This window comes from Paenarthrobacter nitroguajacolicus (genome assembly GCF_051027655.1).
In the GTDB taxonomy this organism is placed as follows: Bacteria; Actinomycetota; Actinomycetes; order Actinomycetales; family Micrococcaceae; genus Arthrobacter; species Arthrobacter nitroguajacolicus.
In genome coordinates this window covers 4650837-4677610 of sequence record NZ_CP073234.1, presented here as the reverse complement: position 1 = coordinate 4677610, position 26774 = coordinate 4650837, and the positions used below count along the sequence as shown (strand labels likewise).

General features: G+C 60.9%; 18 protein-coding genes. 9 read left to right on the top strand and 9 right to left on the bottom strand.

What is annotated here, in order from left to right; translation table 11 throughout:
* Nucleotides 1-5906: 5906 nt before the first annotated feature.
* The 5 genes from trxA to KCX59_RS22075 all read right to left on the bottom strand — a co-directional run bounded on the left by trxA (nt 5907) and on the right by KCX59_RS22075 (nt 11839).
* Nucleotides 5907-6233 (bottom strand): thioredoxin, encoded by a 327-nt coding sequence (gene trxA, locus KCX59_RS22095; RefSeq protein ID WP_014923339.1) that lies wholly within the window; start codon nt 6231-6233, stop codon nt 5907-5909.
* Nucleotides 6234-6267: 34 nt separating this feature from the next.
* Complete coding sequence (gene trxB / locus KCX59_RS22090) at nt 6268-7224, bottom strand: thioredoxin-disulfide reductase (protein WP_178994662.1); 957 nt, start codon at nt 7222-7224, stop codon at nt 6268-6270.
* Between the two features lie 229 nt (nt 7225-7453).
* A complete protein-coding gene (locus KCX59_RS22085) occupies nt 7454-9151 on the bottom strand; it encodes an ABC transporter substrate-binding protein (RefSeq protein WP_178994660.1) in 1698 nt (565 codons plus the stop codon).
* A 139-nt stretch (nt 9152-9290) separates the two neighbouring features.
* Nucleotides 9291-11309: a murein biosynthesis integral membrane protein MurJ gene (murJ, locus tag KCX59_RS22080; RefSeq protein ID WP_179018019.1), complete on the bottom strand. Its 2019-nt coding sequence runs from the start codon at nt 11307-11309 to the stop codon at nt 9291-9293.
* A 26-nt stretch (nt 11310-11335) separates the two neighbouring features.
* Complete coding sequence (locus KCX59_RS22075) at nt 11336-11839, bottom strand: NUDIX hydrolase (protein ID WP_026005276.1); 504 nt, start codon at nt 11837-11839, stop codon at nt 11336-11338.
* Nucleotides 11840-12035: 196 nt separating this feature from the next.
* On the opposite strand from KCX59_RS22075, the gene KCX59_RS22070 reads away from it, so the two are divergent.
* The 5 genes from KCX59_RS22070 (at nt 12036) to KCX59_RS22050 (ending at nt 17931) form a co-directional block, all read left to right on the top strand.
* Nucleotides 12036-13505: a CCA tRNA nucleotidyltransferase gene (locus KCX59_RS22070; RefSeq protein WP_179018018.1), complete on the top strand. Its 1470-nt coding sequence runs from the start codon at nt 12036-12038 to the stop codon at nt 13503-13505.
* Nucleotides 13502-14083, top strand: coding sequence for a histidine phosphatase family protein (locus KCX59_RS22065; protein WP_091464242.1), 582 nt, complete (start codon nt 13502-13504; stop codon nt 14081-14083). Before KCX59_RS22070 ends, KCX59_RS22065 begins: the two co-directional genes overlap by 4 nt.
* Before the next feature lie 605 nt (nt 14084-14688).
* Nucleotides 14689-14829, top strand: a complete 141-nt coding sequence (locus KCX59_RS22060; protein ID WP_017197242.1) for a hypothetical protein — start codon at nt 14689-14691, stop codon at nt 14827-14829.
* A 146-nt stretch (nt 14830-14975) separates the two neighbouring features.
* Nucleotides 14976-16493 (top strand): glycosyltransferase family 87 protein, encoded by a 1518-nt coding sequence (locus KCX59_RS22055; protein WP_179018017.1) that lies wholly within the window; start codon nt 14976-14978, stop codon nt 16491-16493.
* Complete coding sequence (locus KCX59_RS22050) at nt 16486-17931, top strand: phytoene desaturase family protein (protein ID WP_179018016.1); 1446 nt, start codon at nt 16486-16488, stop codon at nt 17929-17931. Before KCX59_RS22055 ends, KCX59_RS22050 begins: the two co-directional genes overlap by 8 nt.
* Before the next feature lie 7 nt (nt 17932-17938).
* Here the strand turns inward: KCX59_RS22050 and KCX59_RS22045 are convergent, their stop codons facing one another.
* On the bottom strand, nt 17939-18544 hold the full coding sequence (locus KCX59_RS22045) for an NAD(P)-dependent oxidoreductase (RefSeq protein WP_179018015.1): 606 nt from the start codon (nt 18542-18544) through the stop codon (nt 17939-17941).
* Between the two features lie 85 nt (nt 18545-18629).
* Here KCX59_RS22045 and KCX59_RS22040 point away from each other — a divergent pair, with 85 nt between their 5' ends.
* Nucleotides 18630-19028 carry a winged helix-turn-helix transcriptional regulator gene (locus KCX59_RS22040; protein ID WP_179018014.1) on the top strand — a complete coding sequence of 133 codons (399 nt, stop codon included), beginning with the start codon at nt 18630-18632 and terminating at the stop codon, nt 19026-19028.
* A gap of 48 nt (nt 19029-19076) precedes the next feature.
* Here the strand turns inward: KCX59_RS22040 and KCX59_RS22035 are convergent, their stop codons facing one another.
* Together KCX59_RS22035 and KCX59_RS22030 are read right to left on the bottom strand one after the other, a co-directional pair.
* Complete coding sequence (locus KCX59_RS22035) at nt 19077-19778, bottom strand: ABC transporter ATP-binding protein (RefSeq protein ID WP_179018013.1); 702 nt, start codon at nt 19776-19778, stop codon at nt 19077-19079.
* Between the two features lie 24 nt (nt 19779-19802).
* Entirely contained in the window at nt 19803-20882 is a 1080-nt protein-coding gene (locus KCX59_RS22030; RefSeq protein ID WP_179018012.1) for an ABC transporter permease, read from the bottom strand.
* A 195-nt stretch (nt 20883-21077) separates the two neighbouring features.
* Here KCX59_RS22030 and KCX59_RS22025 point away from each other — a divergent pair, with 195 nt between their 5' ends.
* The 3 genes from KCX59_RS22025 (at nt 21078) to KCX59_RS22015 (ending at nt 25175) form a co-directional block, all read left to right on the top strand.
* Nucleotides 21078-22358, top strand: a complete 1281-nt coding sequence (locus tag KCX59_RS22025; RefSeq protein WP_179018011.1) for a sensor histidine kinase — start codon at nt 21078-21080, stop codon at nt 22356-22358.
* Nucleotides 22355-23011, top strand: a complete 657-nt coding sequence (locus tag KCX59_RS22020) for a response regulator (protein ID WP_091464223.1) — start codon at nt 22355-22357, stop codon at nt 23009-23011. The genes KCX59_RS22025 and KCX59_RS22020 overlap by 4 nt, the downstream gene beginning before the upstream one ends.
* 166 nt (nt 23012-23177) lie before the next feature.
* The gene (locus tag KCX59_RS22015) at nt 23178-25175 is read left to right on the top strand and encodes a penicillin-binding transpeptidase domain-containing protein (protein WP_179018010.1); all 1998 of its coding nucleotides are present in this window, start codon (nt 23178-23180) and stop codon (nt 25173-25175) included.
* Here the strand turns inward: KCX59_RS22015 and KCX59_RS22010 are convergent.
* On the bottom strand, nt 25159-26748 hold the full coding sequence (locus KCX59_RS22010) for a serine hydrolase domain-containing protein (protein WP_179018009.1): 1590 nt from the start codon (nt 26746-26748) through the stop codon (nt 25159-25161). The two genes, KCX59_RS22015 and KCX59_RS22010, sit on opposite strands and share 17 nt — an antisense overlap.
* Nucleotides 26749-26774: the final 26 nt, after the last annotated feature.

Here is a 26774-nt window from a genome sequence, read left to right as displayed (position 1 = left end):
AGTCATGCGCGGTGCTCGTCAAAATCCTGTCGACTCCCGTTAGGTTCCGTGTTTCACGTGAAACCACGTGTGCTTGATGCACTGCGGGAGCTGATCCGAACGGGTGCCTAATTTGCGTGTGCAGACATGTTGCCGCTTGGTCCACCGTGGATGCAATCGGACAACCAGGTCAACACTGTCACGAATTTCCCTAGAGTGGCCCTAGCTTGGAGATGGTACGCTGACTTCTCTCCACATTTCCGAGGTTTCGCCAGCAATACTCCGGTCTTCCCATCCGATTGGGGCAGCACGGGAGATCCGTGTCCCATTGCCGTTCTGCAGCTTCCTAAGTGGCAAAACTAGTTTGGTGGAAAGGTCGAGGTCCCTATTCGCGCAGTCGGGAGTTGGGTCGTCGTCTCGAAGCACGGCGAATCAGTGGAGTTCCATCGGCTTCGGGTAGCCACGGACACCGGGCCGCGCGCGAGTACGCTGCCAGGACAAATCGAACGACGTAGCTAGAGACGAATCTTCGAGATTGTAAGAATAGCGGTGTCCCTGAGACGGTGAGTTTCACGTGAAACGTGCAGTTTAGTAGTCCCCCAATGCGCTTGGCCTGCTTCGGTCGGGTCCTTTTGCGGTCTTCGGGCATATTCCAGGAAGTTTGGTGTTGATGTGTTCCTTTATAGCCGTGAGATCGGGATCAGATAGCAGTCAGGGGCATAATTCGCAGATTTCCGGGTCGCGTGTTCAGAGACAAGACACAGGATGCGGGCTACGACTGACGGCCTCGATTTTATAGGGATTTGCATTGGTTCCCTTCCAAACAGGGGGATGGCTCAGTGATGGATCCTTCGTCGCTCGATGTGATTTGATGCTGTATGCAGGGTGGTCTTCCCCGCGCAAAGGTCGGCGAGGTTTGGGCATGGAATCCCCTAGCGAACCAGCGTTGGTATGGCGCTGAGGCGGGCGACTGGCATTCGAAATCACGGCGCGGTCTGTGATTTGTTATGTTTCACGTGAAACGCAGCCGTTAGACGGCAGGAGGGTGCGCCTCGACATGGGTAGCTTTGGTCATGCACGAGCGGCATATGCGTGGGTGGTCCTGCTATGGTCTTTGACGCAGTCGGCAGTGAGAAATCCCCTGACATCGGAATCCAAGTGCTTGATTCTGCGAGCGTTTCACGTGAAACAGTGGTCTCTTGCTCGACTCTTCTCCACATTGCTTCGGTGACAGCTGAATAACCAATGCGCACGTCGGGTGCGTTTATGTGACAGCCTGGCGACGCAGCAGTTGCCACCTGGCCACTGCGAAGCCTATTGGTTGCTTCTGCTTTGTGCGCCCAGAAAGTCTCCATTCGCTGAAGTGCGATACCTCGAGGGGTATCCCCTCGGGGAGGCGGCAATATTCGTGGTAGTTTGCCAGGGACAGGATGGCTGTTGACTAGCATTTAGTTCCTCTTACTGGGGCCAAATGCCTCATTGTGTGTAGGACCAGAACCGGTCCCATCCCGGTGCCCAACATCGTCTTGTGCTTGCCCCTCCGATGGACCTTCGGTTCAATGCACACGTGCCCCAATGGGTGAGTCGTCATGGGAAGAACGCCTTGCTGCCGCGCTTTCCAGCGTCCCTGGACGCTTACAAGGCCGTACAGGCAGCCGAGAATCGTTCAGGAAAGGTTCGGGAACATTACATGGGCCGAGGACCTATTTCTCCTCCGGAGCCCCTTCTCGGGCCCGTCCTCGGAGATACTGTGGGATGCGCAGGTTGCCGAGGGCTGGCAGCGGAAGAGCAGTCTGCAAATGCTTCTCAGCAGCGCAGAATCTACTTCCGCTGAGCCGTTTCCCTGCACGTACCTAGGACTTTCCCTTCGTTGGAGCGGGCTGCCCGCCTTCAGGAGAGGGTGCGCTCCTTACCGCCTTAGACAGCAGGGACCTTCCCCACCGGCGGCTCAAGGGGGTATTGGATTCCAGGATGGCGGCTGGGCACACCTGCGGGTGAAACGTGCTCTTCGGCGTGGATTGGTTTTCGTAGTTCCGTCCAAGAGGTGCAGGGCAGTCCGGTGTCAGCACGGATAGTGAGGCCCAATCTAAGTCTGCCGAGATCCTGGGGAAACATAGCAAATGATGTCTACCGCTTCCCTGGGGCGGCACGACCTAGTTTGGACCATCGCGGGTCAAGCAATGCTATGACATCAGGGATGGTATCTTACAGCGTTCCCTGCGTCCGCTACATAGGGCCTGGAGATTTTGAAGCAGTTGGATCTGCACAGCTTATGTAAGAACACTGCTGGTCCCAGTGATGAAGCACACGATTGGTCTGATGTTGTAGAACTGACTTTATAGCCTGAGTGGTTCGATCACCACTATCCAAGTCCAGAGTTTCCGGTCGGAAGCTGAGCCTATTGTTGGAGCCTGACACGCGGAGCCGGAGGCCCCCGCAACACACAGAGGTGCCGCTGTCGTGTTTCACGTGAAACGACGCTCTACTGGTTCTGTTCAAGCCAGGGTGGATGCCCTCGGAGGTCGGGAGGCTACGGTGGATAGGCCGGTGGATAACCATGTGGAAAACGTTGGGGATAACTCTGTGGATTCTCAATGGATTCGCATCGACCGCCCTCGTCCTCCTGCAGGTCCGGGGATCCAGCGGAGGGGCCTATTGATCGTTTGGGACTCGATATGTCGTGAGTGTGAACGGTCTGTGCAACTAGCGCGCTCCATTTTGTTCCGTGAGCTCAATTTACATTGATTTAGCGGGGTGAGACTCGAGATGCGCGCTCCTAGATCGGCCAACCCCAGGATCTGCTCTCAGGGTCACCACGGTCCTCACTTAACCCACGAGTCTGCGACTGCGATATCCACTTCTAAGTCAGATGTGGGCAATGTCATGAGCGGTGGATAAGCCTGTGGATAACATTGTGCATAAGTCTGTGGATAATTACCGCTGTCGCCGCCTAACTCCTAAGCGCCCCCTGGCTGGTCTTGCTGCAGGAAGCGCTTGATTGCACTTCTCCTGCGTGGATCACGAGCGCTAATGACCTCCCTCTCTGCGGAAGGTGGGTTGAGTTACGATCGTCACTTGAATAGGACATGCTCACTCTGAGCTTCGTCTCCTGTACTTTGCGCCACGCTCCATGACATTCAATGGGAGAACAGCAATCAGCACGGCATATTCATCGGATGTCTACAGCTCTGTGCGCATGGATGTCTGAACTGAGTGATCGATCGTATGCAAGCAGCAAGTTCCATCTCATGCGCCACGGTCTCCTGACAAGACGCAATTGACCGCGCCCATTGTCTAGTAGCATCGACTCTTGTATCGGTCAGGCTTTGGCAACCAGCGTCGTTCATGTCCGTGATGATGAGACCTCCCTGTCTGCGATTTTCACCTGCATTCACGCACGACGACTCGAAGCGCACACTGTTTCACGTGAAACGGTCCGCATTCCTGTTCGTTGTTTCACGTGAAACAGCAAAAGGTCGCCCAGGGAGCGTCAAGGCTCCGCTGGTGCATCTGGATGTCCCTGAGCCCTGAATAGCGTAGTGCCGGCCCAAGTGATCTGGATGCGCCAGGCTCTAGCCGCTCAGCTTCGATGCTGATGGGGGCTTGTGTGCCGCCAGGGTTTGCTGGCCGTAGTCGGCAATGGCCTTTCGTGTCAGTGGAGCGGATATATACGTGTCTTTCAATGCTGAGGCGCCCGACGCAATCGTTGGTGTAGCGCCAATAGCAGTCCTGCGTGCATTGGTGGGTGAGACACGAGGCCTCGATGGATGTTTCCTTCTGCGTCGGGCGAGCCGCTCGGGTGCGGGTCGGACATGAATTTGCACCGAGCCAGCTCGTGGGTGGCCTGCGTGCAGGCTGCGAACTCGGAACTCACCCAGAGTGGATGACGCCACTTCATCGCTGTGGCCTGGCGCAGCGAACTTCAGGGCGGCTCATCTTCCCGGCCGCTACGGAGCCAGATGACTCAACGGATGCTACGAGGGCCTGATCAGCCTTGATCCATCGGACCCAATAACTGGCGCTCTATTGGCCGCTTGGGAAACAACAAATAGTGCGAACAGTCCGACAAGCCAAGTCCTGTTTCACGTGAAACACTGCTTGCCTGAGCCAAGGGCCGGTCGCACGTCCGCAGGTGCCCACGCTATATGCTGGCAAGAATCATTGCCGACGCGCTCAGACCACGAGGAAGGAGAGAACTTCTTGTGTTCAGCTTCAATTGAGCTCTTCAAAACCCCCTCCTGAGAGTGACGGCACTCTGTCGGAACTGAGGACTAGGCAAGAGGATCTCAAATGGACTCGCAGCACACTAATCCGACGTGGCGGGGCTGGATGCCGGCTGAACGCGGTTCTACTGAGTTGTATGCTGCAGGCGCAGCTCCAGCGGTCCTCCACTAAACGCTAGGTGGAGTCGAGCGGAGTGAGGGCAGTGTTGCGCGTTGCTGCAATCGGACGGGGCGCTGGAGTGTGGCCTGGTCTCGGCATGACGCTTGGGAGCGTCGGCCTGATTCGGCACTGTTTTTCTGCGCGCAAACCTAGGCTGGGTGGTGGTTGGGTAGCTAATTCCGGCCTAGCCGCACTCCTTCTAGATGAGATGTGGACTGTCTGTAGGAGATTAGAGCCACTGGCAATGCCAGAAGTCGCCATGGAGGCCCAACCTACGGAGACCATGGGCAAAGATGCCCTGACCATTTTGTAGCTGTCTAGCGGCTGGAGCGGCATTCGGTGGGTCCTCGTCGTGTAGCGGTGCCAAGATCCCGCCGAAGGCTGTCGCCGCCCAAAGAGCGCGTCTGGTGGCTATCAGGTCGACTAGGGGCGCCGTAGGAGGCGGTGCAACCCCAGCGGAGCCCGCACTGCACAGCCCTGACTTGGCCGTTGACCTTTTAGGGTCGGCGGATTAGTCGCTTTCGAGGGAAATAGATTGGAGTTGCATGACAGCATAACCTTCCAAAGGTCGTAATCGGGGCATAGGGAACTGCGACCAAAGCAGACTTAGACTGTGACACTCAGCCCAGTCCGAAATTCTCCCAGTTGAGCTGACTTCCCGCGTAGTTGGTGCGATTCCTCGCCGTCCGGTCATGGCGCAGCCAAAGGACATCCCAGCCACGCGCACTGAAACTATCCGTGTAGACAGAAGCGCGCAACGGATTGCCTCCCAATTGTCGCCGTGGTGCGCTTAGTGGCTATTCTGCTGATTTAGCCGGTACGCCCAGCCCAGGGCGCAGTCGCAGCGATGCAACCGAGGACGTTTCACGTGAAACTGGGAACGATGTCCTAGGGTGACACAACGAGCAGACACCGTGAACGCGAACGCCCTGTTTCACGTGAAACAAGTCCGTACGGACCAGCGTCTTTACCCCACGTCAGAGATTCCTGATTTCGTCGATGCTGGCTCGCTATAGGTGCGACGGGATTGAGAACTACTCACGCCGCCGCGCCCCCGAGTCATTACCAAACTCGTTCCCCGCCGACGGGCGGTAGAGGAGCTTCTATAGAACTTTCGAACAGGCCAGCTTGTAACATTTCCTCAAGCAGCGCGAAGTTAAGCGGAACCCGATACCGCCCCATCAGGCCCGCGGTGACCCGAGACTGGGACTCGGAGGACCCGGAGCGGACAGGGCGAGGTTTCGGGAGAGGACCCTCAGCGACGCGCGGCTCGTTCTGGGAGAAGGCAATCTGCTCGGCGGGCCAGGAATGAGAAACACGCGACCGGAAGATCTTAAGGGGTGTGTTGAGCTGACTTCTCCTTACCCCAGGTAGGCAGAAGTGAATAGACCAATTATGAGAAGGTGTGAGCCTGCCCAGAGCAAGAAGGTTGTGTAAGCGACCTATTCTGGTTTATGTCATTCTGAGCAGCAAAAAACCGGCGGTTCCCTCTCCCTCGGGAGCAGCAACCGCCGGTTTTTTACGAACTAGATCAGAAGTCAAGCCTAGGACAGGACGTCTGCAAATTCCTTTTCGAAGAACTGCTTCGGCTTGGCACCGATGACAGTGCTCTTCACTTCTCCCCCACTGAACAGGTAGACGGCCGGGATGGACGTGATGCCATATTCGGCGGCGATCGCGGGGTTGTCGTCGACGTTGAGCTTTACTACGTCAACCTTCTCGCTGTACTCAACGGAGATCTCGTCGAGGATGGGACCGAGCTTGCGGCACGGGCCGCACCACTCTGCCCAGAAGTCCACGATGACCGGCTTCTCGGAAGCCAAAACATCCGTGCTGAAGCTTGCGTCAGTTACGTCTTTTGCGTTGCTCATAACTTTTCCCTTCGTATGGTTGCTTGGATGCAGTCTAGGAGTGCAGGTCTGCGAGGTAGTGCTCTACGTCAAGGGCAGCCACACAACCGGAGCCCGAAGCCGTGATGGCCTGGCGGTACGTGGGGTCGATAACATCGCCCGCGGCGAAGACACCCTTGATGTTGGTCCGGGAGCTACGGCCTTCTACGGCGATGGTTCCCTCGGGGGTCAGATCAACCTTGCCCTTGATGAGATCAGTGCGGGGATCGTTGCCGATGGCCACGAACACGCCGGTGACTGCGAGCTCGGACTCAGTACCGTCCACCAGGTTCTTCAGCTTCAGACCCGTGACCTTGTCTTCACCGAGAACATCTTCAACAGCAGTGTTCCAGACAAAGCTGATCTTCTCGTGAGCCTGGGCACGGTCACCCATGATCTTGGAAGCCTTGAGGGTATCGCGGCGGTGGACAACGGTAACGGACTTCGCGAACTTGGTGAGGAACAGTGCTTCCTCCATGGCGGAGTCGCCACCACCGATAACTGCGATGTCCTGATCCTTGAAGAAGAAACCGTCACAGGTTGCACACCAGCTAACGCCGTGGCCGGACAGGCGCTTTTCATTGGCCAGGCCGAGCTCGCGGTATGCCGAACCTGTGGACAGGATGATGGCCTTCGCCTGGAAGGTCTCCCCCGTTCCGATGGTCACAGTCTTGATGTCGCCGTCGAGGTCCAGCTCGGTGACATCCTCGAACTGGATCTCGGTGCCGAAACGAGCGGCCTGCTTTTCGAAGTTCTCCATCAGGTCCGGGCCCATGATGCCCTCCGGGAAACCCGGGTAGTTTTCCACGTCCGTGGTGTTCATCAGTTCGCCACCAGCAGTGACGGAACCGGCAATGAGCAGAGGCTTCATGTTGGCGCGGGCGGTGTAAACGGCGGCGGTGTAGCCGGCAGGGCCTGAACCTACGATGATGACGTCACGCACCTGCGATGCGCTGTTTTCTGCAATGCTCACGTGGCGTGAACCTCTTCCTTAGTCGATGCTGCGGCTTTCGGGGCAGCCACCTGACTCAACCCCTGTTGCTTTCCAAATATTCCGTTGGAGTTGGGGACCCTAAAAGCCACCATCATTCAGGGTACCGTCTGCAGGCATGCCGAATCTAAGCGGTGACGCCAATGTAGGTAGCAGTAGAGGCCGTTCTGACGAGTCAAAACGGCCTCTACTGCTACCTAGTTGGGTTTGGCTACTGGACCGTGACCTCGGCCAGGCGCAGTCCGAATCCGAATCGCGTCTTCGGTGCAGCCAGCTTCGGGAGTGCGCTGATGACTACGATGACGTACTGGGTCTGCGCCGGTGCTGCAAGCGGCATGGTCAGTTCCGGGGACGTGAAGCTGTTGGTGCCCACGAGTTTTGCGCCGTCCATCGCAGGACGATCGTTGGTGTAGACGCTGATGCTACCGCCGGAGCCACCCAACTGGTTGAGCACTACCGACTTAACCTCGGTGGGTTCCTTGAGCTTAACCACAAGGGGCATGTCTTCGAAGAGCCCACCCCAGTTTGCAGAGGCGAATTCCATGTCCGACCAGTAGCTGGCAGCGTTACCGTCAAAGGCCCTGGCCAGGTCCTTGTCATAGGTGGCGGCGAAGGGGAAGTCGCCGAGGCGCGTGATGCCTTCAATTTCCGGTGGTGTGGCCGGGGCCGGAGCTTCTGTAGGCGCGGGCTCCTCGGTTTCCGCGGCGGAAGATTGAGGGGCAGGCGTGCTTTGCGTCGCGGCAGGTGCACCACTGGGCAGGAGGCTACCCAGATTGGTCACCGCAAGCACGAGTCCGACCACCAAGACAGCTGCGAGAAGGCCGCCTACCAGCCAGCGCAGGGAACGCGGTTCCTTCTCAGGAGCCTCGTCTTCGTAAACTTCCTCGTCCTCGTAATCGTCCGTAACAGCTGACGACGCCGGGAAGCTGCTTGGCGCGCGATCGTAGCCGGAGTCGGTCCCCCGGCTTGCTACACCGGAACCACCAGCAGCTGCAGCGGCGCCTGAGCCGCTAAAGCCGTAGTCCTCTTCGGACCACAGGGAAACCTTTGGCTCCGCAGCAGACTCGCTGCTGGCCGGCCCGTGGCTGGTTGGCGGCGACGAGACGGGCGAAGTCGAAACGGGCTGCGATGAAACAGCCTGGGTGGGCGGCTGCGAGGCAACAGCAGGCGACGCTCCGCCCCTGGAACCAGGGCCGGCAGAGGCAGCGCCAGCGTCGGCAGAACCAGTAGCGGCAGCTCCGGCGTCGTTGTTCTTGGAACCCGCATGCTTCAGGGCTGCAGCGGCAGCAACACCCGCTGCTCCGGCGCCGGCAGCGGCCGCAGCCAGCTTCCCCGCGATACCGCTCTTCGGTGAAGAGGGGCTGGACGAAGGCATAGGCGGTACGTGCGGCGCGGTGCGTGCTGGGGCAGCAGGCACCGAGTCAGGCTCATCGTTGGACTCTGACGGGATGGGGTAGCCGTTTTCGTCGTACTGGATGTACTCGGCGTCGTGCTCGTCATCCTCGTACAGGCCATCGTAAGTTTCAGGCTCATAGGTTCGCGGCTGGCCGAAGATCTCGCTTCCGAGCGTTTCGGTGAAGAAAGGCTCGATGTACGGCGGGTTGGTGGCGACCACAAGGTCCAACAGATCGGGGGCGGTGCTGTGGTTGGTGATCAGGTACGTGGTGTTTTCACTGATGCCCAAGTCCAGGATCTGAACGTGGCCCGGCCTCTCCCCAGTGGCTACTTCGCGGGCGCTCTGAGCAACCTGCTCGGCATTTCCGGGACCGGCAACGAGGATGCTCACGGGACGGTTGAGGACTTGGTCCACGCCGTCGAGCACCTGATCTTGGTCATGCGAGGTCAATACATTGGCCGTGACCTTGTAGCGGCCGCCAAGTACTGATCCGACGTCGATCGGGTGGGACACGTGTTCCTCCTAGGCTGTCCGGCAGCTGCGGTCCTGCACATGGCTCCCCCGGCGAGCCGGTTGAACCGCTTTTGCAACTACCTATATTCGTTTCTAGCCTAGCGGATTGGCGCCCGCCGCCCATGTTGGCGCCACCGGCTTACTTCCTGTGGTTTCGCTTAGTGGGGAAGTACGGATTCTGTCCTGCGTCGCCTTGGTATGTCCGCCGACCCGGCAAGGGGACCTGCGGACGGAACCTGCCGCCGCGAGCCGTGCCGGGCGTGTCTTCCTCCGGCAAGTAGTTCTTGGGTGCGTCAGGTGAGATTCCGGCGGCGGGTTCGGCAGCCCGCTGTGGAGCGAGCGCAGGCCCGGCCCTGAAGGAGGCAGCATCGAACTCGCCGGAGATGCGCGGGATCAAACCTGTATCGTCCGAGACCGTGGCGCGTGCCGGCGTCGTGGGTTCCGGTGCTGCACCGGTGACAGGTGCGGGTGCTCCTCGGCCCAGACGGCCCATGAGCGGACGCAGGAGGTCGCGCAGTTCGGTGACGTGGAAGACGCGCAGGAGGACCAGGTAGGCGAGCAGCATGACGGGCCCGACGACGACGACGGTCACCAAGGCGGCCGGTCGGCTGCTCCACGCGAAGCCGTCGGCGCGGTAGCTGCCCAAAAGCCACAAGGCCCCAGCGCCGGCTACCGCAGATCCCAGGCCCGCGTAACCCATGCGAATGTACGAATTGGCAATGCGGGGACCGTCCAGGTGACCCAACAAGCGGCGAAGGAACACCACGCTGATCACCACAGAGAGGATGTTGCCCAGTGTGTAAAGGATGGCGATCGCGTAGATGATCTGGCCGACGGGGAGGAACTGGATGAAGAACGCGCCCACCACGTAGATCACGGCCAGCCACAACTGGACATACAGCGGCGTACGGGCATCCTCGTTGGCGTAGAACACACGGGACATCATGAAGTTCGCACTCAGGAACGGCGTGCTCAGGGCGAGGATGGTGAGCGTTTGGGCCAGCATGACGCCGTCTTGCGGCTCGCCGCCGGAGAAGAACATGCCCAGGGGGCCGGCCAGCGCGAACAGCGCCAGGGCACCGAAAACCGTAGCGACGGCCATGGTGCGGAGACCGTGGGACAGGGCGTCGCGAAGTTCTGCTTTGTTGCCGTCCTGGGACGCGCGCGTCATGCGGTTGAAGAGGACGGTAGCCAAGGACAAAGCGATGATCGAGTGCGGCAGCAGGTACAGCTGGCTGGCGACTTCCAGAACGGCGTTACCTGGGAGGACGGCCGCAGCGGCTCTGTCCCCGGCGTTGTCCAAACGGAGGCGCTCGGCACCGGGAATCGTGGCGATCCTCATGACGTAAAGGAACGCCAACTGCCCGACGGCGGCAGTCGCCAGCGTCCACACACTCAGCTTTGCTGCCTGGCCGAGTCCAACTCCGCGCCAGCCAAAGCGAGGACGCAGGCCAAGGCGCAAGCGGAAGACGGGAATCAGAAGGATGGCAGTCTGCGCCACCACACCGAAAGTGGAGAAACCGGCAATCAGGAACGTCTGGGTAGGCCCCCAGTTGTCCAAAGTGTGGGGGTTGTGGATGTTCTCGCCAAGGATCCAAATGAACATCCCCAGGCCGGCGATGGCCACCAGGTTGTTGAGGATGGGGGCCCACATGGCGGGCCCGAACGCTCCGTGGGCGTTCAGCACCTGCGTGAGGAGGGCGTAGAGCCCGTAGAAGAAGATTTGGGGCAGGCACCAGAAAGCGAAGGTGACCGCCAACGCCTTCTGTTGCTCGGAGTAGCCCTGGGTGGTGAGGTCGATGACCAGGGGTGCCGCAAGTGTTACCAGCGCCGTCAGCGCCAGCAGCACCAGGACTGCGAGTGTCAGCAGGCGGCTGATGTAGTCCGCGCCGCGGTCCGGGGCCTTGCTGGCCTTGATGATCTGAGGGACCAAGACGGCATTGAAAACGCCGCCTGCGACCAACAGGAAGATCAGGTTCGGCAGGTTGTTCGCGTTAATGAACGTGTCATTGATCGTGGAGCCCAGGCCGAGGGCGGCACCGAGCATCCACGTTTTGGCGAAGCCAAGGAACCGGGAAACCAGCGTTCCTGCTGCCATGATGGCGCTGGAACGTGCTTCTCCGGATTGAACGGACTGGGTTGTTTTGGCTTCAGACATCGCCTTTATCGTCCCATGTACCCGGGTCAGAGGTGTTCGGGCAGCACTTCCCGTGCCAAATCGGCGATGCGGCGTTCATTCGGGAAGGACAATTTCCGGGCCAGTTCCTGGATGGGAACCCATGCGGCGTCAACGGCCTCCTGGTCCGGATCATTCTCGATGGTCAGCTCGCCGCCCGTGGCCCGGAGCAGAAAATGGTGCACGGTCTTGTGGACGCGGTGGCCGCTCACGGTGAACCAGTAGTCGATGCTGCCGAGGGGCGCCAGGATGCTGCCTTCGATGCCGGTTTCCTCGGCGATCTCACGTACGGCAGCTTCCTCGTTGTTCTCGCGACCTTCGGGATGGCCCTTCGGGAGGCACCACTCAAGCCGGCCACCCCTATTAAGGCGGGCGATAATCGCAACCCGGAGTTCGCCGTCGGACGTGTCTACTACAACGCCACCGGCTGACACTTCCTCCACAGTGGGAAGCGAGGCCTGCACCGGATGCTGCTGGGCGGGCGCGACATGAGCACCGATTGCCGACGGCAACGGTGCGTTTGTCCTCCTGCCAGGAGCGCTCGGGATCGGGTTGGCCATGAGGTCCACTCTAACGACTCTTGCCCTCGAGTGATGACCGGGACATGGCCACAAGATGGACTGCAGGAGATGCTCCGCGGACGCATGCCTGATTTCGCATGGAGCAGTGGCCCACTGCAGAGCAAAAATCTGCCAAGCTTAAGGAACTATGGCGCACGTATTGGACAGCTCTTCTGTTAACTTCACCATCGATCCGGTGGTGCTCGACCTCGGGCAGCGCTTTGTCGATGCCGGCTTCGAGTTGTCCCTGGTCGGTGGACCCGTGCGCGATCTCTTCCTGGGGAGGACATCCCCGGACCTCGACTTCACCACCGACGCCACGCCGGACCAGACCATCTCCGTCATCAAGAAATGGGCGGATAACTTCTGGGAAATCGGGCGCGCCTTCGGCACCGTCGGTATGAAGAAGAATGGCTTCCAGATCGAAGTCACCACGTATCGCGCGGAGGCTTACGACCCCGATTCGCGAAAGCCGGTGGTAGCGTTCGGCAACTCCCTGACCGACGACCTGCTGCGCCGCGACTTCACCATCAACGCCATGGCGCTGCGGCTGCCAAGCCTGGAACTCGTAGATCCGTTCGGCGGCGTCCGCGATCTCCACGCGTCCGAGCTCGCCACGCCAGGCGCCCCCGAGGCCTCTTTCTCCGACGATCCGCTGCGCATGATGCGCGCGGCCCGATTCGCCTCCCAGCTAGGCGTCTCGGTTCACGACGACGTCCGGCTCGCCATGTCGCAGATGGCCGACCGCATCAAGATCATCTCCGCCGAGCGCGTCCGGGAAGAGCTGGTCAAGCTCATCAACGGAGCGCACCCGCGGGTAGGCATAGACCTCCTGGTGGACACGGGGCTCGCTGAGTTCGTGCTCCCTGAGGTTTCCGCCCTGCGCCTCGAAGCCGATGAACACCACCGGCATAAAGACGTGTACCAGCACTCGCTGCAGGTCCTTGAGCAGGCTGCCGCATTGGAAACAGGACCTGACGGTCCCGTGCCCGGCCCTGATTTTGTGCTGCGGTTCGCAGCGTTGATGCACGACGTCGGCAAGCCGGCTACGCGCCGCTTTGAACCGGGCGGTGCGGTGAGCTTCCGCCACCATGACGTTGTTGGTTCCAAGCTGACAGCCAAACGGATGAAAGCGTTGCGTTTCGACAACGAGTCGATCAAAGCTGTGTCCCGCCTGGTCGAACTGCACATGCGTTTCTACGGTTACGGCGATGCCGGCTGGAGCGATTCCGCTGTACGTCGCTACGTCACCGATGCAGGTCCTCTCCTGGAACGCCTGCACCGGCTTACCCGCTCCGACGTCACTACGCGTAACCAGCGCAAGGCCGACCGTCTGTCCTTCGCCTACGATGACCTTGAGCATCGCATTGCGGCGCTTCTGGAACAGGAATCGCTGGCGGCCGTCCGGCCTGACCTTGATGGAGCGCAGATCATGGCGCTCCTGGGACTCAAGCCCGGCCCGGTAGTGGGGCGGGCTTACAAGTTCCTTCTGGAAGAACGGATGGAACACGGACCACTATCCCCCGAGGAAGCCGAGCAGAAACTTTTGGCTTGGTGGGAAGCGCAACCCGAGTCCGCCGTCGTCGAGCCTTTGACCGAAACTGAGGAGCCCTCATGAACGCAGCGACTTCCCCGCGTCCGCAACTCTGGATCCTTCGCCATGGTGAGACGGAATGGTCCAAGAGCGGGCAGTACACAGGTCTGACGGATCTTCCCCTCACTGTTGAGGGTGAACAGCAGGCTGTTGAAGCCCGCAAGGTCCTGGAAAGCATCGACTTCGACCTCGTCCTGACTTCACCGCTTCGCCGTGCACGCCGCACGGCAGAACTTGCAGGCTACCCGGAGGCTGTCCATGAGCCGCTGGCCGTCGAATGGAACTACGGCGACTATGAAGGCATCAGCTCGGACCTGATCCGCAAGGACAACCCCGACTACCTCATCTGGACCGATGGCGTGCCCAACGGGGAAACACTGGACGAAGTTGCTGCACGGGCCGACAAGATCATTGGACGCGTCCTGGAATCCGGAATGGACAACGTCCTGATAGTGGCCCACGGTCATTTCTCCAGGATCCTCACCGCCCGCTGGCTGGAAATGGATGCCCGCGAAGGCCGGCACTTCATCCTGGGAACGGCGAAAGTCTGCACCCTTGGTTGGGATAAGCGGACGCCCGCAATTGTTCGTTGGGGCCTCTAAAACAAGAGTTTAGAAAAAGTTTTAGCGAATTAGCTAATTTCGCTGGTCAAACTCCTTCTTCATGAGGTAGCTTATATCTTGTTCCCAGAGCGACCCGCCGGGAACAAGGCGCGCATTCCCTGGTTCAGTCAGCCGGGACAATGCCACAGCAGGCTGCTTATCAGCCAGAAAAGGAGGTTGGGAAAAATGATTACTTTGACTAGCGGACGGAAGTTGACCGTCACTGCTACCCCGGCCTCTGCTGATGATCGACGCCATTTTTGCTCTCTGACCCACTCCTGAACCACCGGACCGGCTTGTTTGCCGGCGGTGTTCCTGACGGCCTTCCTGTCTTTGGGTGGCTGAGTAGTCAGTTGTAGGCGCGGACCCACGCAGCATGCCGCGGGTGCGCAGTTTCCCCATAGTTCGGAACCAGCTTCTTGTTGGGTCGACTGCTGGAAGCACGCGCTATTGCACGGCGATTCGGGCTTTCCCGATTCGGTCCGCAAATCCCCTTATTAGCCTCGGCTATTTATGCCCTTTTGGCCCTTGATTTCTTTTGAATTCATTTGGCTTTAATTGTCGCGCCTAAATGCCGGTATTTCTTTGACGAAAGGAGGTGAACCATGCGCAAACGCCCCGAAGACATGCGTTTCTACAAGAGCACCGATGCTCCCAAGGACCGCACTTTGTTCAACGGCCAGCTGCTCGACCAGCGCCGTGAAGACGTCTACGTTGTCCTGCACCAGATGGGACTCATCCGCTGATTCCCTTCAGCCAGCAAGAAGGAGTTCAGATGCCACACATTCATGCTGAACCTCAAGGAGCCCACGCGGCTACGCGTGGGCTCCTCCCCTTTTAATCCCATGAAGCTCTGACCCCGTGCACCTCGCAGGACTGTAAGCTCGATCGCATGCAGGAGACGAAGCCTCACCGGCTACAAAAACGTGCCCGCTTTGTGGTTCCTAGCCGCAGCGACTCCCTGCTTCGCAACTTCACGGAACTCGTGGGGGGACCCTTGGGCAAGCATTCGTCGCCAGGGAACATTCAACCCGGCCCGTTCACTGTAGAACGGGTCCTGATAATCCTCACCGTTGTGGCTGCACTGCTCGCCGTAATCGCAAAGGATTACTGCCGCATCCGTGGCTGGGAGACTCCTGGCCAGTTCTACGCGACCTGCTATTCCGACTTCCCTGAGCTCTTCCGGAACCGCGGCCTCGGTGAGGGCATATTTCCCTTCTTCACCCAAGGCAGCCTGTTCGAGTATCCAGTGCTCATGGGCATCATCGCCGGCGTGACAGCTTTTCTAGTGCCCGGCCAAGGCATGGGGAACGAACGCATCCTGGGTTACTTCGATGTCAACGCAACACTGATCGTCGCGATTTGGATCGTTACCGTCCTCCTGACCGCCAGGATCAACAGGCGCCGCCCTTGGGACGCAGCCATGGTGGCCGTAGCACCCGGGATCATCCTCGCCGGGTTCATCAACTGGGACATGTGGGCTGTGGGGCTGCTGGCTCTGGGCATGTACTTGTTCTCCAGGGACAAGCTGATCCTGGCTGGAGTGGTCATCGGTCTGGGAGCTGCCACCAAGCTGTACCCGGCCCTCATACTCGGTGCCGTGTTGCTGTTGGCCCTCCGAACCGGCAAGCTGCGCGCCTTCTTCATCACAGCTGGTGCGGCCGCAGGATCCTGGCTGGCGGTGAACTTGCCCATCGCAGCGATGAACCCTTCGGGCTGGCGATACTTCTTTGAATTCAGCCAGGATCGCCCTGCCGGGTACAGCTCACCTTGGTTTGCGTACAACCTCGTGGCGGACAGGGTCCGTTGGGTGCAGATTGACGGCGCAGCCATCAATTCCATGGCACTGTTCCTGTTCGTCCTGGCGTTCGTACTTATCGGTGCTTTGGCCTTATGTGCTCCACGGCGACCCCGTCTGGCCCAACTGGTGTTCCTGATTGTTGCCGCATTCATCCTGACCAACAAGGTTTACTCGCCCCAGTTCGTCATCTGGCTCATACCGCTCCTCGCTCTGGCCCGGCCCCGCTGGCGCGATTTCCTCATCTGGCAAGCCGCAGAAGGGCTGCACTGGGCCGCCGTCTGGATGTATCTGGGCCAAACCACCAGTGGCGGATCCGTCCAGCACAACATTGATATGTCCTACTACGTGCTGGCCGTGGGCTTACATATGGTTGTAACGGCATATCTCATGCTGCGGGTGGCCATCGATATTTGGGACCCTGCCCAGGATCCACTACGCGCGTATGGCGAGGACGATCCCCATGGTGGACCATTTGACGGCGCCCGGGACTGGCTGAGGCTCGACGCTTTCCGCCCCTCCCGGTCAGTGTTGCCGTGGCGTCCTCGGGCTACGGTGGAGACTATCGACCCCAAAGCATCCCAGCGTACGGAGGTAAACAGCGATGGTTGATGTCGCCGTCGTCGGCGCCGGTCCTAATGGCCTGGCCGCCGCAGTGGTTATGGCCCGTGCGGGCCTGAGTGTCCGTCTCTACGAAGCAGCCGATGCGATCGGTGGTGGGTCCCGGACCAGTGAGTTGATTGAACCCGGCTACCTCTACGACGTGTGCTCCGCGGTGCATCCCATGGCTGTTGCGTCGCCCTTTTTCCGCGCTTTCGAGCTGTCGCAGCGCGTGGACCTGAGGGTGCCGGAGGTCCAGCATGGTACGCCGTTGGACATCGGCGGTGCGGCCTTGGCCTACCAATCCCTGGATCGGACGGTGCAGGAGCTGGGTGTCGATGGACCCGCTTACCGACGCCTGATGCAGCCGTTGCTGGAGCGGGTGGACGGGGTTGTGGAATTTACGTCCAACCAACTCCTGCGCATTCCAAAGGATCCTCTGGCGGCAGTCAGGTTTGGGCTGGCGACCCTGGATCAGGGGACCCCGATCTGGATGCGCCGATTCCGCGAAGAAGCCGCCCCTGCGCTGCTGACGGGTGTGATGTCGCATGCCCTTGGATCGCAGCCGTCCCTTAGCTCAACGGGTGCCGGGCTGTTGCTCAGCACTCTGGCCCACGCGGGCGGTTGGGTGATACCTGTTGGCGGCTCCATGTCCATTGCCCGTGCCATGGCTGACGATCTTACTGCTCACGGCGGCACCATCCATGTGGGCGAACGCGTGGGTTCGCTGGATCAGGTCCGGCCGGCGAAGGCCATCCTGCTGGATGTTGCCCCGCCAACTCTGGCGCGCTTGGGTGGCTCGGAAGTTCCCGACCGTTACCGTCGAGCACTTGAAGCATTCCGCTTCGGGAATGCAGCATGCAAGGTGGACTTCATCCTGTCCGGCCCTGTTCCTTGGCGTGATTCCGCATTGGCGAAGGCAGGGACTGTCCACGTTGGCGGTTCACGGCGGGCAATGGCAGAGTCCGAGAACCTGGTGGACATGGGCAAACATCCAACGGAACCCTATGTCCTGGTGTCCCAGCCATCCGTGGTGGATTCGACGCGGGCTCCGGAAGGTCGCCACGTTTTATGGTCTTATTGCCACGTCCCCGCCAACTCCAAGGTGGACATGGCCGAAGCTGTCACAGCGCGCATCGAGCGGTACGCACCAGGCTTCCGGGATGTTGTGGTGGCGTCAAAGACCACGACGGCGGCGGAACTGTCCGCGTACAACGAGAACTATGTTGGTGGTGACTTCAGTGCAGGACTGTTGGACCTGCGTGGTCTGGTGCAACGGCCGGTTGTGTCCAACGTGCCTTGGCGAACGCCAATGGAGGGCGTGTATCTGTGTTCCTCGTCAACGCCGCCTGGTCCGGGGGTTACGGGAATGCCCGGGTACCACGCGGCAAGGTATGCCCTGAAGGACATATTCAAGATGCGAGTACCCGGGCTGGGCGTCGGACTGTAGCGGCTCGTTAGTTGGCGGCGGTGAAGCGGGCGCGGCGGTGCGCCGGGCTCTCGATCTCGTCCAGCATGGCTACTGCGTAGTCCTGCGTGGAGATGCTGTTGCCGGCCGGTGAATCCTTGGCAACCGTGTATTCACCGGTGCGCTCACCCGGCTGGATGACGGGAGCGGGAGCCAAGACGGTCCAGTCGATGGTCTCCGGGGTCTGCTTCACGGCTTCGAAGGCCTTGGCTGCGGTGGTGGCCTCTGCCTTGTAGGCCTCGGGGAAGTCGGGGGAATCGAGCAGGCGGACGCCGTCGATCTCCAAGGTGCCGGCACCGCCGACGATCATGAGGCGGGTTCCCTCGGCATTGCTGTAGGCGGAAGCCATCGCGTCGAGCCACTCGCCGTGGTCGCCGCCGGTGCGGCTGGGGCCCGTAGCCAGCACAACGACGTCGTGATCCTTGGCGATGGAGACGAAGGCCTGGGCGTCAGCCAGATCAGCTGCCTGGGCAGCGGCACCGGGAACCTCTGCACCCTTGCGGGAGATGGCTGTGACCTCATGGCCGCGGGTGATGGATTCGTTGACGATCTGGCTGCCGACCATACCGGTTGCGCCGTAGACTGCGATTTTCATAGCTCTCCTTGAGGTTGGTATCCTTGCCAATAACCCCAACGGTATCCAGAGGATACTGATAGCTTCAAAGGAACTGAGTTACCTTTTGGATACTAACGACCTCCCGGCAAATATCCTCGACCCCAACTGTCCTTCGCGGGTGGTCTTCCAACGCATCGGCGATAAATGGGCTTCGTTGGTGATTCAAGTGCTCGGTGACGGGCCGGTCCGCTTTTCGGAACTGCGCAAAATGGTGAACGTAGTTACTCCCAAGGTCCTGACGCAAACCCTGCGCGCCCTGGAACGCGACGGCCTGATTACCCGTACCGTCTACGCGCAGGTACCGCCACGGGTGGAGTATGAGCTGACAGGTTTAGGCGAGTCCCTGTTGCAGCCGCTCACCATGTTGCGCCACTGGGCGGAGAATCATGTGCCCAGCATTCTCGAAGCCCGTGACGCCTACGACGAAGCGCAAGACGAAGCCCTCCTCGGCTCCCCCAACTAGGTAACAGCAAATGTCCCATTGAGCGCTCAAACCGACAGGTGCTGTTACCTAGTTGGGCTGCGCGGACGGGACCAGCGCACGGCTGATTCGTCCATCACGCATCGTGGTCACGGCGTCAGTGAGAGGCAGGAACTCTGTGTCGTGAGTGACCATGACGGTGGCTGTCTGGAATTCATCCGTGACCTGCCGGAGTAGCCGGACGATCGACTCGCTGCGTTCGTGGTCCAGCGCGGCCGTTGGTTCATCGACGAGAAGAACCGTTGGGCTTCCCATGAGGGCCCTCGCAATGTTCACCCTTTGACGTTGGCCTCCGGACAGCTGGTGTGGCCTCTTGTGTGCCACCCCGGACAGCCCGACGACGTTCAGTAGTTCCGCCGCCATCTCGCGTTCGTCGCGCACGGGCTTTCCCCGCAGATGTTCGCGGATCAGCAACTGCTCGACGGCGGTCAGTGAGGGCAGCAAGTTGGCCTGCTGGAAGATGATGCCCACCTTGTCCCGGCGAAGGGCTGTGCGTTCAGCCTCCGAAAGGGCCGACACATCCTGTCCGTCGATGATGATTAGCCCCGCCGTAGGTTTGACGAGAGTCGCGGCGACGGCCAGCAAGGAGGATTTTCCGGATCCGGAAGGACCCACGAGGGAGAGGAATTCACCCCTGCGGATGCTGAGGTTGACGGCGTCCAATGCCTTGAGAGTGGAACTGCCGTCAGGGTATTCGAGGGAGACGTTGTTCAGGGTCAGTGCCGGAGTCATGATGCATGCCTTTCTGGGAATGTATTAGTTGCCGCCGAGGGCCAGCAGTGGATCGACCTTGGTGACATTTCTGACGGCCAGGACAGCCCCTGCCAAACCGAGGAGGACGATCCCTGCGATGGGAACCAGCGTGGTCACAGGCGTGATCAGGAAGGGTGCCGCTTGAGCCGCGAAGAATCCGCCTGCCACGCCAATCAGTCCGCCCACACCGGCGCCGATCAGCAGGACCAGGGCGGCCTGGGCAAGGGCATCCCGCAGCACGTAGCCGGATGAAGCTCCCATCGCTTTGAGTACGGCTATGTCTCGTGTGCGTTGCACGGTCCATACGGTCAAGAAGGCGACGATCACCAAGGCTGAGATCCCGTAGAGGAATGCCTGCATGAGCATGAGTGACCCGTTTTCACTCTTGTAGGAGGCCAAAGCTTGGAAGGAGCCCACGGGATCCGAGCTGACGGTGCCAGCCGCGGCGTTGGCGGCGTTGAGGTCCACGGAAGATCCGGCGTCGTAAGTTGCGGTGATAACAGTCGCTGTCCCGGGGGCCGCGTGGGCGATGGTCCGCCACGTGTCGAGCGTCGTCCAGACCACTCCGGTGTGGGAGTACCACTGGTCCTCCACAACCTCGGCCACGGTAAGGTCTGTCCGGCCCACACGGACCCGGCCGCCGGCCTCCAGCGAGAGCTCCTTTGCCAGAGTTTCGCCAATCACCACCGTCCCGTCCTCCACAGCTGCCGGAGCCCCTGCCCCACCAAAGACGGCGGTGTTCGCAGTACCGCTCGGTGCGCCACCTTCCCCTAGCGACAGCACACGGCTTTGGCTGATTCCGAGTGCCTGCGCCGAAGTAACGCCGGGCTGGTCCCTCCACGTCTCCAGCTGCGCGGAGGAAACTTCCGATTCTGTGAAGGACGCCTTTGGCTCCCCGCCGGTAGGTGCGCCGAAGACGATCTGCTGAACGGGCAAGGCCCCAATGGCCGACGTCGACTGGTTGCCCAAGCCCGCCGTAAGCCCGGAAAGCATGACGAGCAACAAGGTGATCAGGGCGACGACGCTGGCCATGAGCGCAAAACGGCCCTTGGCGAAGCGAATGTCGCGGATGGCAAGAAACATCGTATTCCTTCGATTCATTGCGGGCTTGGTCCCGTCCATATCAACTCTTCCGGCGATGCGTGGAAGGGACATCGGGAGCCGGATGGATTGGCTGGCATCGTGGGGTTGAGCTGACGATCAACCGAATGGTTGATTCAGGCTTCAGGGGACGGAAACGCGGTTTCTCCGAGGAATGTCGGGGATACGCTGGGATGCATGCAGTCTCCCGCTGGCGCCGCCACAATACTCCGCGTGCTGCGAGTGAGCCTGCATGTCGGTTTCGCGGTTCTGTTGCTTGTGGCCGTTGTCCGTTTGGTGACGGGAATGGGAACCAGCGGCGCACCGTCGGCTCTGGCTGTGGCCGCTGGACTGGGGCTTTCGGCCTTGCTGGCGCTGGTGTACCTCAGTGGCACGCTTCTGGAAAAGCGTCATGCAAGCGACGCAACGCGCTTCAATCCCGCACCTTACGCGCGCTGGTGGTTGGGCGCGGTGATGCTCGTGTGGCTGCTGCTCCTCCTGGTCAGCAGCGACTTCGCATGGGTGGCCTTCCCTCTGTTCTTCCTGCAACTGCACCTGCTCCCCCGCGGACTCGCCTTGCCCGCGATTGGTCTGAGCACTGCCCTTCTGGTGGGCACGCTGTGGTTCCACAGCCGGGGAGCATCCGACGGCGGCCTGCAGCTTGCGATGATCCTGGGACCGGTGTTCGGGGCCGTGTTCGCGGTGGTCACGGGGCTGGCGTACCGTGCCCTCTTTCTCGAAGCCGAAAACCAGCGCACTGTTGCTGACGAACTCCGCAGAACACGAGCGGAACTTGCCCGAACCCAGCACGACGCCGGAATGCTGGCTGAACGTGAAAGGCTCGCCCGGGAAATCCACGACACCCTGGCCCAGGGTTTCTCCAGCATCGTCTTGATGGGAAGATCCGCAGAGAGAGCCTTGGACGATGGCGATGCCACTGCTGCCAAGGAGCGGTTACGGACGGTACAGGACACGGCGTCGGCCAATTTGGCTGAAGCGCGCAGCTTTGTTCGCGGCCTGCGTTCGCCGGACCTTGAGGAGTCAGGACTCGTCGACACCCTCCGCCGACTCTGTGGGAAAACGGAAACGGAGGCCGCTGCGCGGGGTTCCGCGCTGCGCTGCCGCTTCGAGCTGGTTGGTACGCCTGTGGAACTGCCGAACACGTACCAGACCACCCTGCTCCGGGCCGCCCAGGCTTCCCTCGCGAACGTATGGGCTCACGCCCACGCGCGGGCCGCCGTCGTGACCCTGTCCTTCCTTGGCGATGAGGTAACCTTGGACGTTTTCGACGACGGCGTTGGTTTCGAACCGTCGACGGCGGTGGGTCCAGCGCGTGGCGATGGGACCGGCGTCGGGCTTCAGAGTTTGCGGGAACGGCTGACCGCGCTGGACGGGCGCTTGGAAATCGAGTCGGCACCCGGTGAAGGAACAGTGGTTGCGATTCGCGTGCCGCTGCCGGCGGATGAAGGTGCTGCGTGAGTGATATCCGTGTCTTGCTAGTGGATGACCACCCGGTGGTACGGGCGGGGCTGCGGGCCATGCTCGCCGACTTTCCAGGTGTCACGGTGGTGGCCGAAGCGGCGGATGGTGACGCCGCCCTGGTGGAACTCAGCAAGCTGCACACCCTTGGCGAGCCCGTAGACCTGGTGCTCATGGACCTGCAAATGGGCAGCGGCATGGACGGTGTGACAGCCACGGAAAAAATCAAGGCCGGCGAGGCTGGGACTCCCCCGCCCCCTGTGCTGATTCTGACGACTTACGACACCGACGCCGACATCCTCGCCGCGGTGGAGGCCGGTGCCAGCGGCTACATGTTGAAAGACGCCCCGCCGGATCAGATTAGACAAGCCGTTTTGTCCGCTGCTGCCGGGCAAACCGCGCTGGCACCCGAAGTTGCGGCGCGGCTCATGGGCCGCATCCGGAATCCTTCGCCCGCCCTGAGTGCCCGGGAAGTCCAGCTGTTGGAGCTCTTGGCGACGGGCATGAGCAACCGTGCCATGGCCAAGCAGCTCTTCATTTCCGAGGCCACGGTGAAGACGCACTTGGTGCACATCTACTCGAAGCTTGGCGTCGACAACCGAACCGCGGCCATTGCCGTAGCGACGCAGCGCAGGGTCATCCGCGGGCGCTAACTCCCAACTAAGTAGCATTAAATGCCGTTTTGAGCGCTCAAAACGGCATTTAATGCGACTCAGTTGGGTTCGGGGCGCCGGGTTTACGTGGGCTCCTTGGCCCGGGCTTCGTCCGTCTGCTGGCCGGGACAAGAAACTGTCAGGGGAACGGTGCATAATGTCGCAAATGGGGAAATTGAAAAAACACAGCCTTGTACTTGGTCTCGTATCGCTGGTCACGGCTGGTTCATTGACCGCCTGCGATGACGGCCGCGCCGGTGCGGAAGGAGCAGCCAAGCAGCTCGCGTCCTCGCTGGCAGCGCTCGACGTCGGCCAACTGGCCGTTGAGGGTAAGGACGCCGCCGCGGCCAATGATCAACTCAAAGCCGTGTTCGAGGGACTCGACGCCAAGCCGGCGGTCGCATCCGGCGACGTAAAACTCGACGGCGACACCGCAACCTTTCCCCTTAACTACACCTGGAACATCGGCTCGGCCAAGTGGGAGTACAGTTCCGAGGCCACGCTGAAGAAGTCCGGCGACAAGTGGGCTGTCCAGTGGACCCCCGCAATTCTGGCTCCCGAACTCTCCGAGGGTGAAACCTTGTCGGTCAAAACAGTTCCCGCCCAACGTGGTCAGATCCTCGGCGCCGGGGATGCGCCGATCGTTGAGGACCGTCCGGTCTTCCGTGTGGGCATCGACAAAACCAAGGTTCCGGCAGAGCAAGCCGATGCTTCTGCCCGTGCCATGGCGACGCTGCTCGGGCTCGATGCAGAAGAATACGCCAAGCAGGTTGCCGCCTCAGGTCCGCAGGCTTTCGTCGAGGGCATCGTGCTGCGTGCCTACACGGCGGAGGTCACTGAGGCGAAAATCGAGGCCATTCCGGGCGGTTCGAGCATCCTGGACTCCATGGCTTTGGCTCCCACCCGGACTTTTGCCCGCGCCTTGTTGGGCAGCGTTGGCCAAGCCAGTGCCGAACAGATTGAAAACTCCAACGGTGCGCTGCGTGCCGGGGACACCACGGGCACCGGCGGCCTGCAGCAGAAGTACGACTCCTTACTGCGAGGCAAAGACGGCGTGGAAGTTCTCGCCACGCCCGAGGTGAAGTCTGAAGGCGAGACGCTCGGCACAAAGGTGTTCTTCTCGTCTCTCCCGTCCCCCGGCACTACGCTCAAAACCACCCTTGACCTGAAACTCCAGCAGTTGGCCGAAGAGACGTTGGCTGGTGTTGGACCAGCGTCGGCCATTGTTGCCCTCAAGCCGTCCACCGGAGCCGTCCTTGCTGCCGCGTCCGGACCCGGCAGCAACGGGTACAACACGGCTCTGCTTGGTCAGTATGCGCCCGGGTCCACGTTTAAGATCGTCGATTCACTGGCGATGTTCCGCAACGGCGCTACACCGGACTCGAAGGTTGAATGCCCCTCAACGCTGACTGTGGACGGCCGCACGTTCAAAAATGCCGAAGGCTACCCCGAAAGCTCCCTTGGCTCGGTGGCCCTGCGTGACGCGTTCGCACACTCCTGCAACACTGCCTTCATCAACGCCCGTGATGCCGTCAGCCAGGACCAGCTCGAATCCGCAGCCCAGGCCCTCGGCGTAGCGGTTGAAGCTCCCAAGCTTGGCGCTGACGCGTTCCTGGGTTCGGTTCCTGGCGCTGCCGAAGGTACCGAGCATGCTGCTTCCATGATTGGCCAGGGCAAGGTGCTTTTTTCCCCGCTCTCGGCCGCGGTCATGGCTGCTTCCGTCGCCAACGGCGCTCCCGTTTCTCCGCAGCTCGTGTTGAACGCCGATGGCGCCCAGAACGCTGACGCCGCCCAGAACCCCAGCGCCAGCGCCGCGACCACCGAAAGTGGCGGCGCGTCGCCGTCGTCCGCTTCAGTAAGCGCCGCTCCCGTGTCACCGGCGTCCACCAAACCGATCACCAAGGAAGAAGCCGCTGCGCTCTCAGACATGATGCGGGCCGTGGTGACCTCCGGGCACGCGGGATTCCTCGCGGAAGTCCCCGGGACGCCGGTAGGGGCAAAGACCGGTACCGCGGAATTCGGGAATGACAACCCGCCCAAGACGCATGCGTGGATCGTCGCAACGCACGGGGACCTGGCAGTTGCCGTGTTTGTGGAAGAAGGCGGCCTCGGCGCCACCACCAGCGGACCCCTGCTGAAGTCCTTCCTTAGCGCGGCTGGCTGATACCGCTTGGATGCGGAGCCATCCGCACCTTCCAGAGCAAGAGAGCTGTTCGCGGGATGGGCCAGAGAAGGGCCAAAGCCAGGACCGGCACCAGGAAAAGTCCGACGTCGGGAAACTGGCGGACGATGACGGTGAGGTTCGTGTCAAACCTGGCGGGTGCATAAACGAAGCACAACCATAGTGCGAACGCGTCCAAGACAAGCGCGCTGAAAACCAAGGTGAGTGGCTTCCACTTTGGGGGTGATGTGCGGCTCCTGAGCAGGATGGAAAGTGCCAGCCACAAACTGAGCAACTCTGCGAGCAGCAATGCCAGTGCGACGACCCAGCTGTAGCGCTGCAGCCAGTCCTCCTGCACAACTGTTGGTGCAGGGGGCTGACCGTGGAGGATCCGCAGGACATTGCTATCCACGGCCTTCAGTCTTGAGGGTGAAGAGGTGTCATTGGCGTTGATAACCAACGCGACACCAATTCCGGAAGCGGGAATCATTGCCAGATACGTGTGGGAGTTGCCCCACTCGCCCTGGTGTTCCAGCAGCAGCGGCAATTCTCCGTCAAGTGGTTGCTTGGAAGTATCCGCGGACTCCACAAGTGGACGGGTGAACCACCCCATGCCGTACCCCTTGGAGCCGTCCACTTGTACGCGGGGCTCGAACATCGCGTTCACGCTCTGCGGCTGGAGGACGCGTCCTTCGCCGTACCGCCCCTGTCCCAGCAGTGCCGTTAACTCGTGACCCAAGTCCTCGGCGGAAGAGTACATGGTGGTGGACGGCATGCCAGTGGCTGGCGCAGGTGCATCCGTCTGACCCCAGAACGAGCCAAACCATAACGAATACCCGGCAGCCACATTGTCAGCGCGGGCAGCCGCCTGCGTCGGGTGGCTGTGGATCATGTCCAAGGGTTCGAAGACGTGCTGCCTCACGTAATCGCCGAAAGGCTGGCCTGAGACCGTTTGGACCAGGAGGCCCAGAATGTTGTAGTTTGCGTTGGCATACCCAAAGGCTTCGCCGGGTGACCTGGCCAGAGGAGCGCCTGACAGTGCACGGACACCTTCTTCCAGGGCTTCGGGACCTTGGGTGTCGCTGCCTTCAAACGCCGTACCTGCTGAAGCCATTCCGCTGGTTTGGTGCAGCAGATGGCGGACTGTGATCGCGGACGCGCGGCTATCCTTCAATGCAAACCACGGCAAGTACGTCTGGACAGGCTCATCCAACTCCAGCCTGCCCGCCTCAACCTGCTGCATCACGGCAATTGCTGTGAGTGACTTGGTGGTGGACGCCAGGAGCACCGGCGTCTGAGCGGTCATGGGCCGTCCCGAGTTGTCGGCGCGGCCAAACGCAGCTGAATGCACCTGGACACCGTGCTGGACAACCACGACGGCGGCACCGGGAACCCCGAGCGTCTCAAGCTGGGCCTGGAGGAAGGTGTCCAAGGCCTCGTAGGCCGATCCGGTGATCTCCGCATTCGCTGCCGGGATGGCGGCGTTACCCGCTGCCGGCGGGCCAAGGCCTCCCACCATAATGGCGGCCAGCAAACAAGCGAGAAGGCTTCGCGATGACCGGGAACCAATTTGCATGCCATCACCTGCCCTGGGCTGACTGT

Bases quoted from the DNA above. Each gene is read 5' to 3' on its own strand.
- KCX59_RS22035 (WP_179018013.1), bottom strand. From the start codon at position 19,778: ATGACTCCGGCACTGACCCTGAACAACGTCTCCCTCGAATACCCTGAC.
- KCX59_RS22010 (WP_179018009.1), bottom strand. From the start codon at position 26,748: ATGCAAATTGGTTCCCGGTCATCGCGAAGCCTTCTCGCTTGTTTGCTG.
- KCX59_RS22055 (WP_179018017.1), top strand. From the start codon at position 14,976: ATGCAGGAGACGAAGCCTCACCGGCTACAAAAACGTGCCCGCTTTGTG.
- KCX59_RS22025 (WP_179018011.1), top strand. From the start codon at position 21,078: ATGCAGTCTCCCGCTGGCGCCGCCACAATACTCCGCGTGCTGCGAGTG.
- KCX59_RS22050 (WP_179018016.1), top strand. From the start codon at position 16,486: ATGGTTGATGTCGCCGTCGTCGGCGCCGGTCCTAATGGCCTGGCCGCC.
- KCX59_RS22065 (WP_091464242.1), top strand. From the start codon at position 13,502: ATGAACGCAGCGACTTCCCCGCGTCCGCAACTCTGGATCCTTCGCCAT.
- KCX59_RS22030 (WP_179018012.1), bottom strand. From the start codon at position 20,882: ATGTTTCTTGCCATCCGCGACATTCGCTTCGCCAAGGGCCGTTTTGCG.
- KCX59_RS22060 (WP_017197242.1), top strand. From the start codon at position 14,689: ATGCGCAAACGCCCCGAAGACATGCGTTTCTACAAGAGCACCGATGCT.
- murJ (WP_179018019.1), bottom strand. From the start codon at position 11,309: ATGTCTGAAGCCAAAACAACCCAGTCCGTTCAATCCGGAGAAGCACGT.
- KCX59_RS22045 (WP_179018015.1), bottom strand. From the start codon at position 18,544: ATGAAAATCGCAGTCTACGGCGCAACCGGTATGGTCGGCAGCCAGATC.
- trxA (WP_014923339.1), bottom strand. From the start codon at position 6,233: ATGAGCAACGCAAAAGACGTAACTGACGCAAGCTTCAGCACGGATGTT.
- KCX59_RS22070 (WP_179018018.1), top strand. From the start codon at position 12,036: ATGGCGCACGTATTGGACAGCTCTTCTGTTAACTTCACCATCGATCCG.
- KCX59_RS22015 (WP_179018010.1), top strand. From the start codon at position 23,178: ATGGGGAAATTGAAAAAACACAGCCTTGTACTTGGTCTCGTATCGCTG.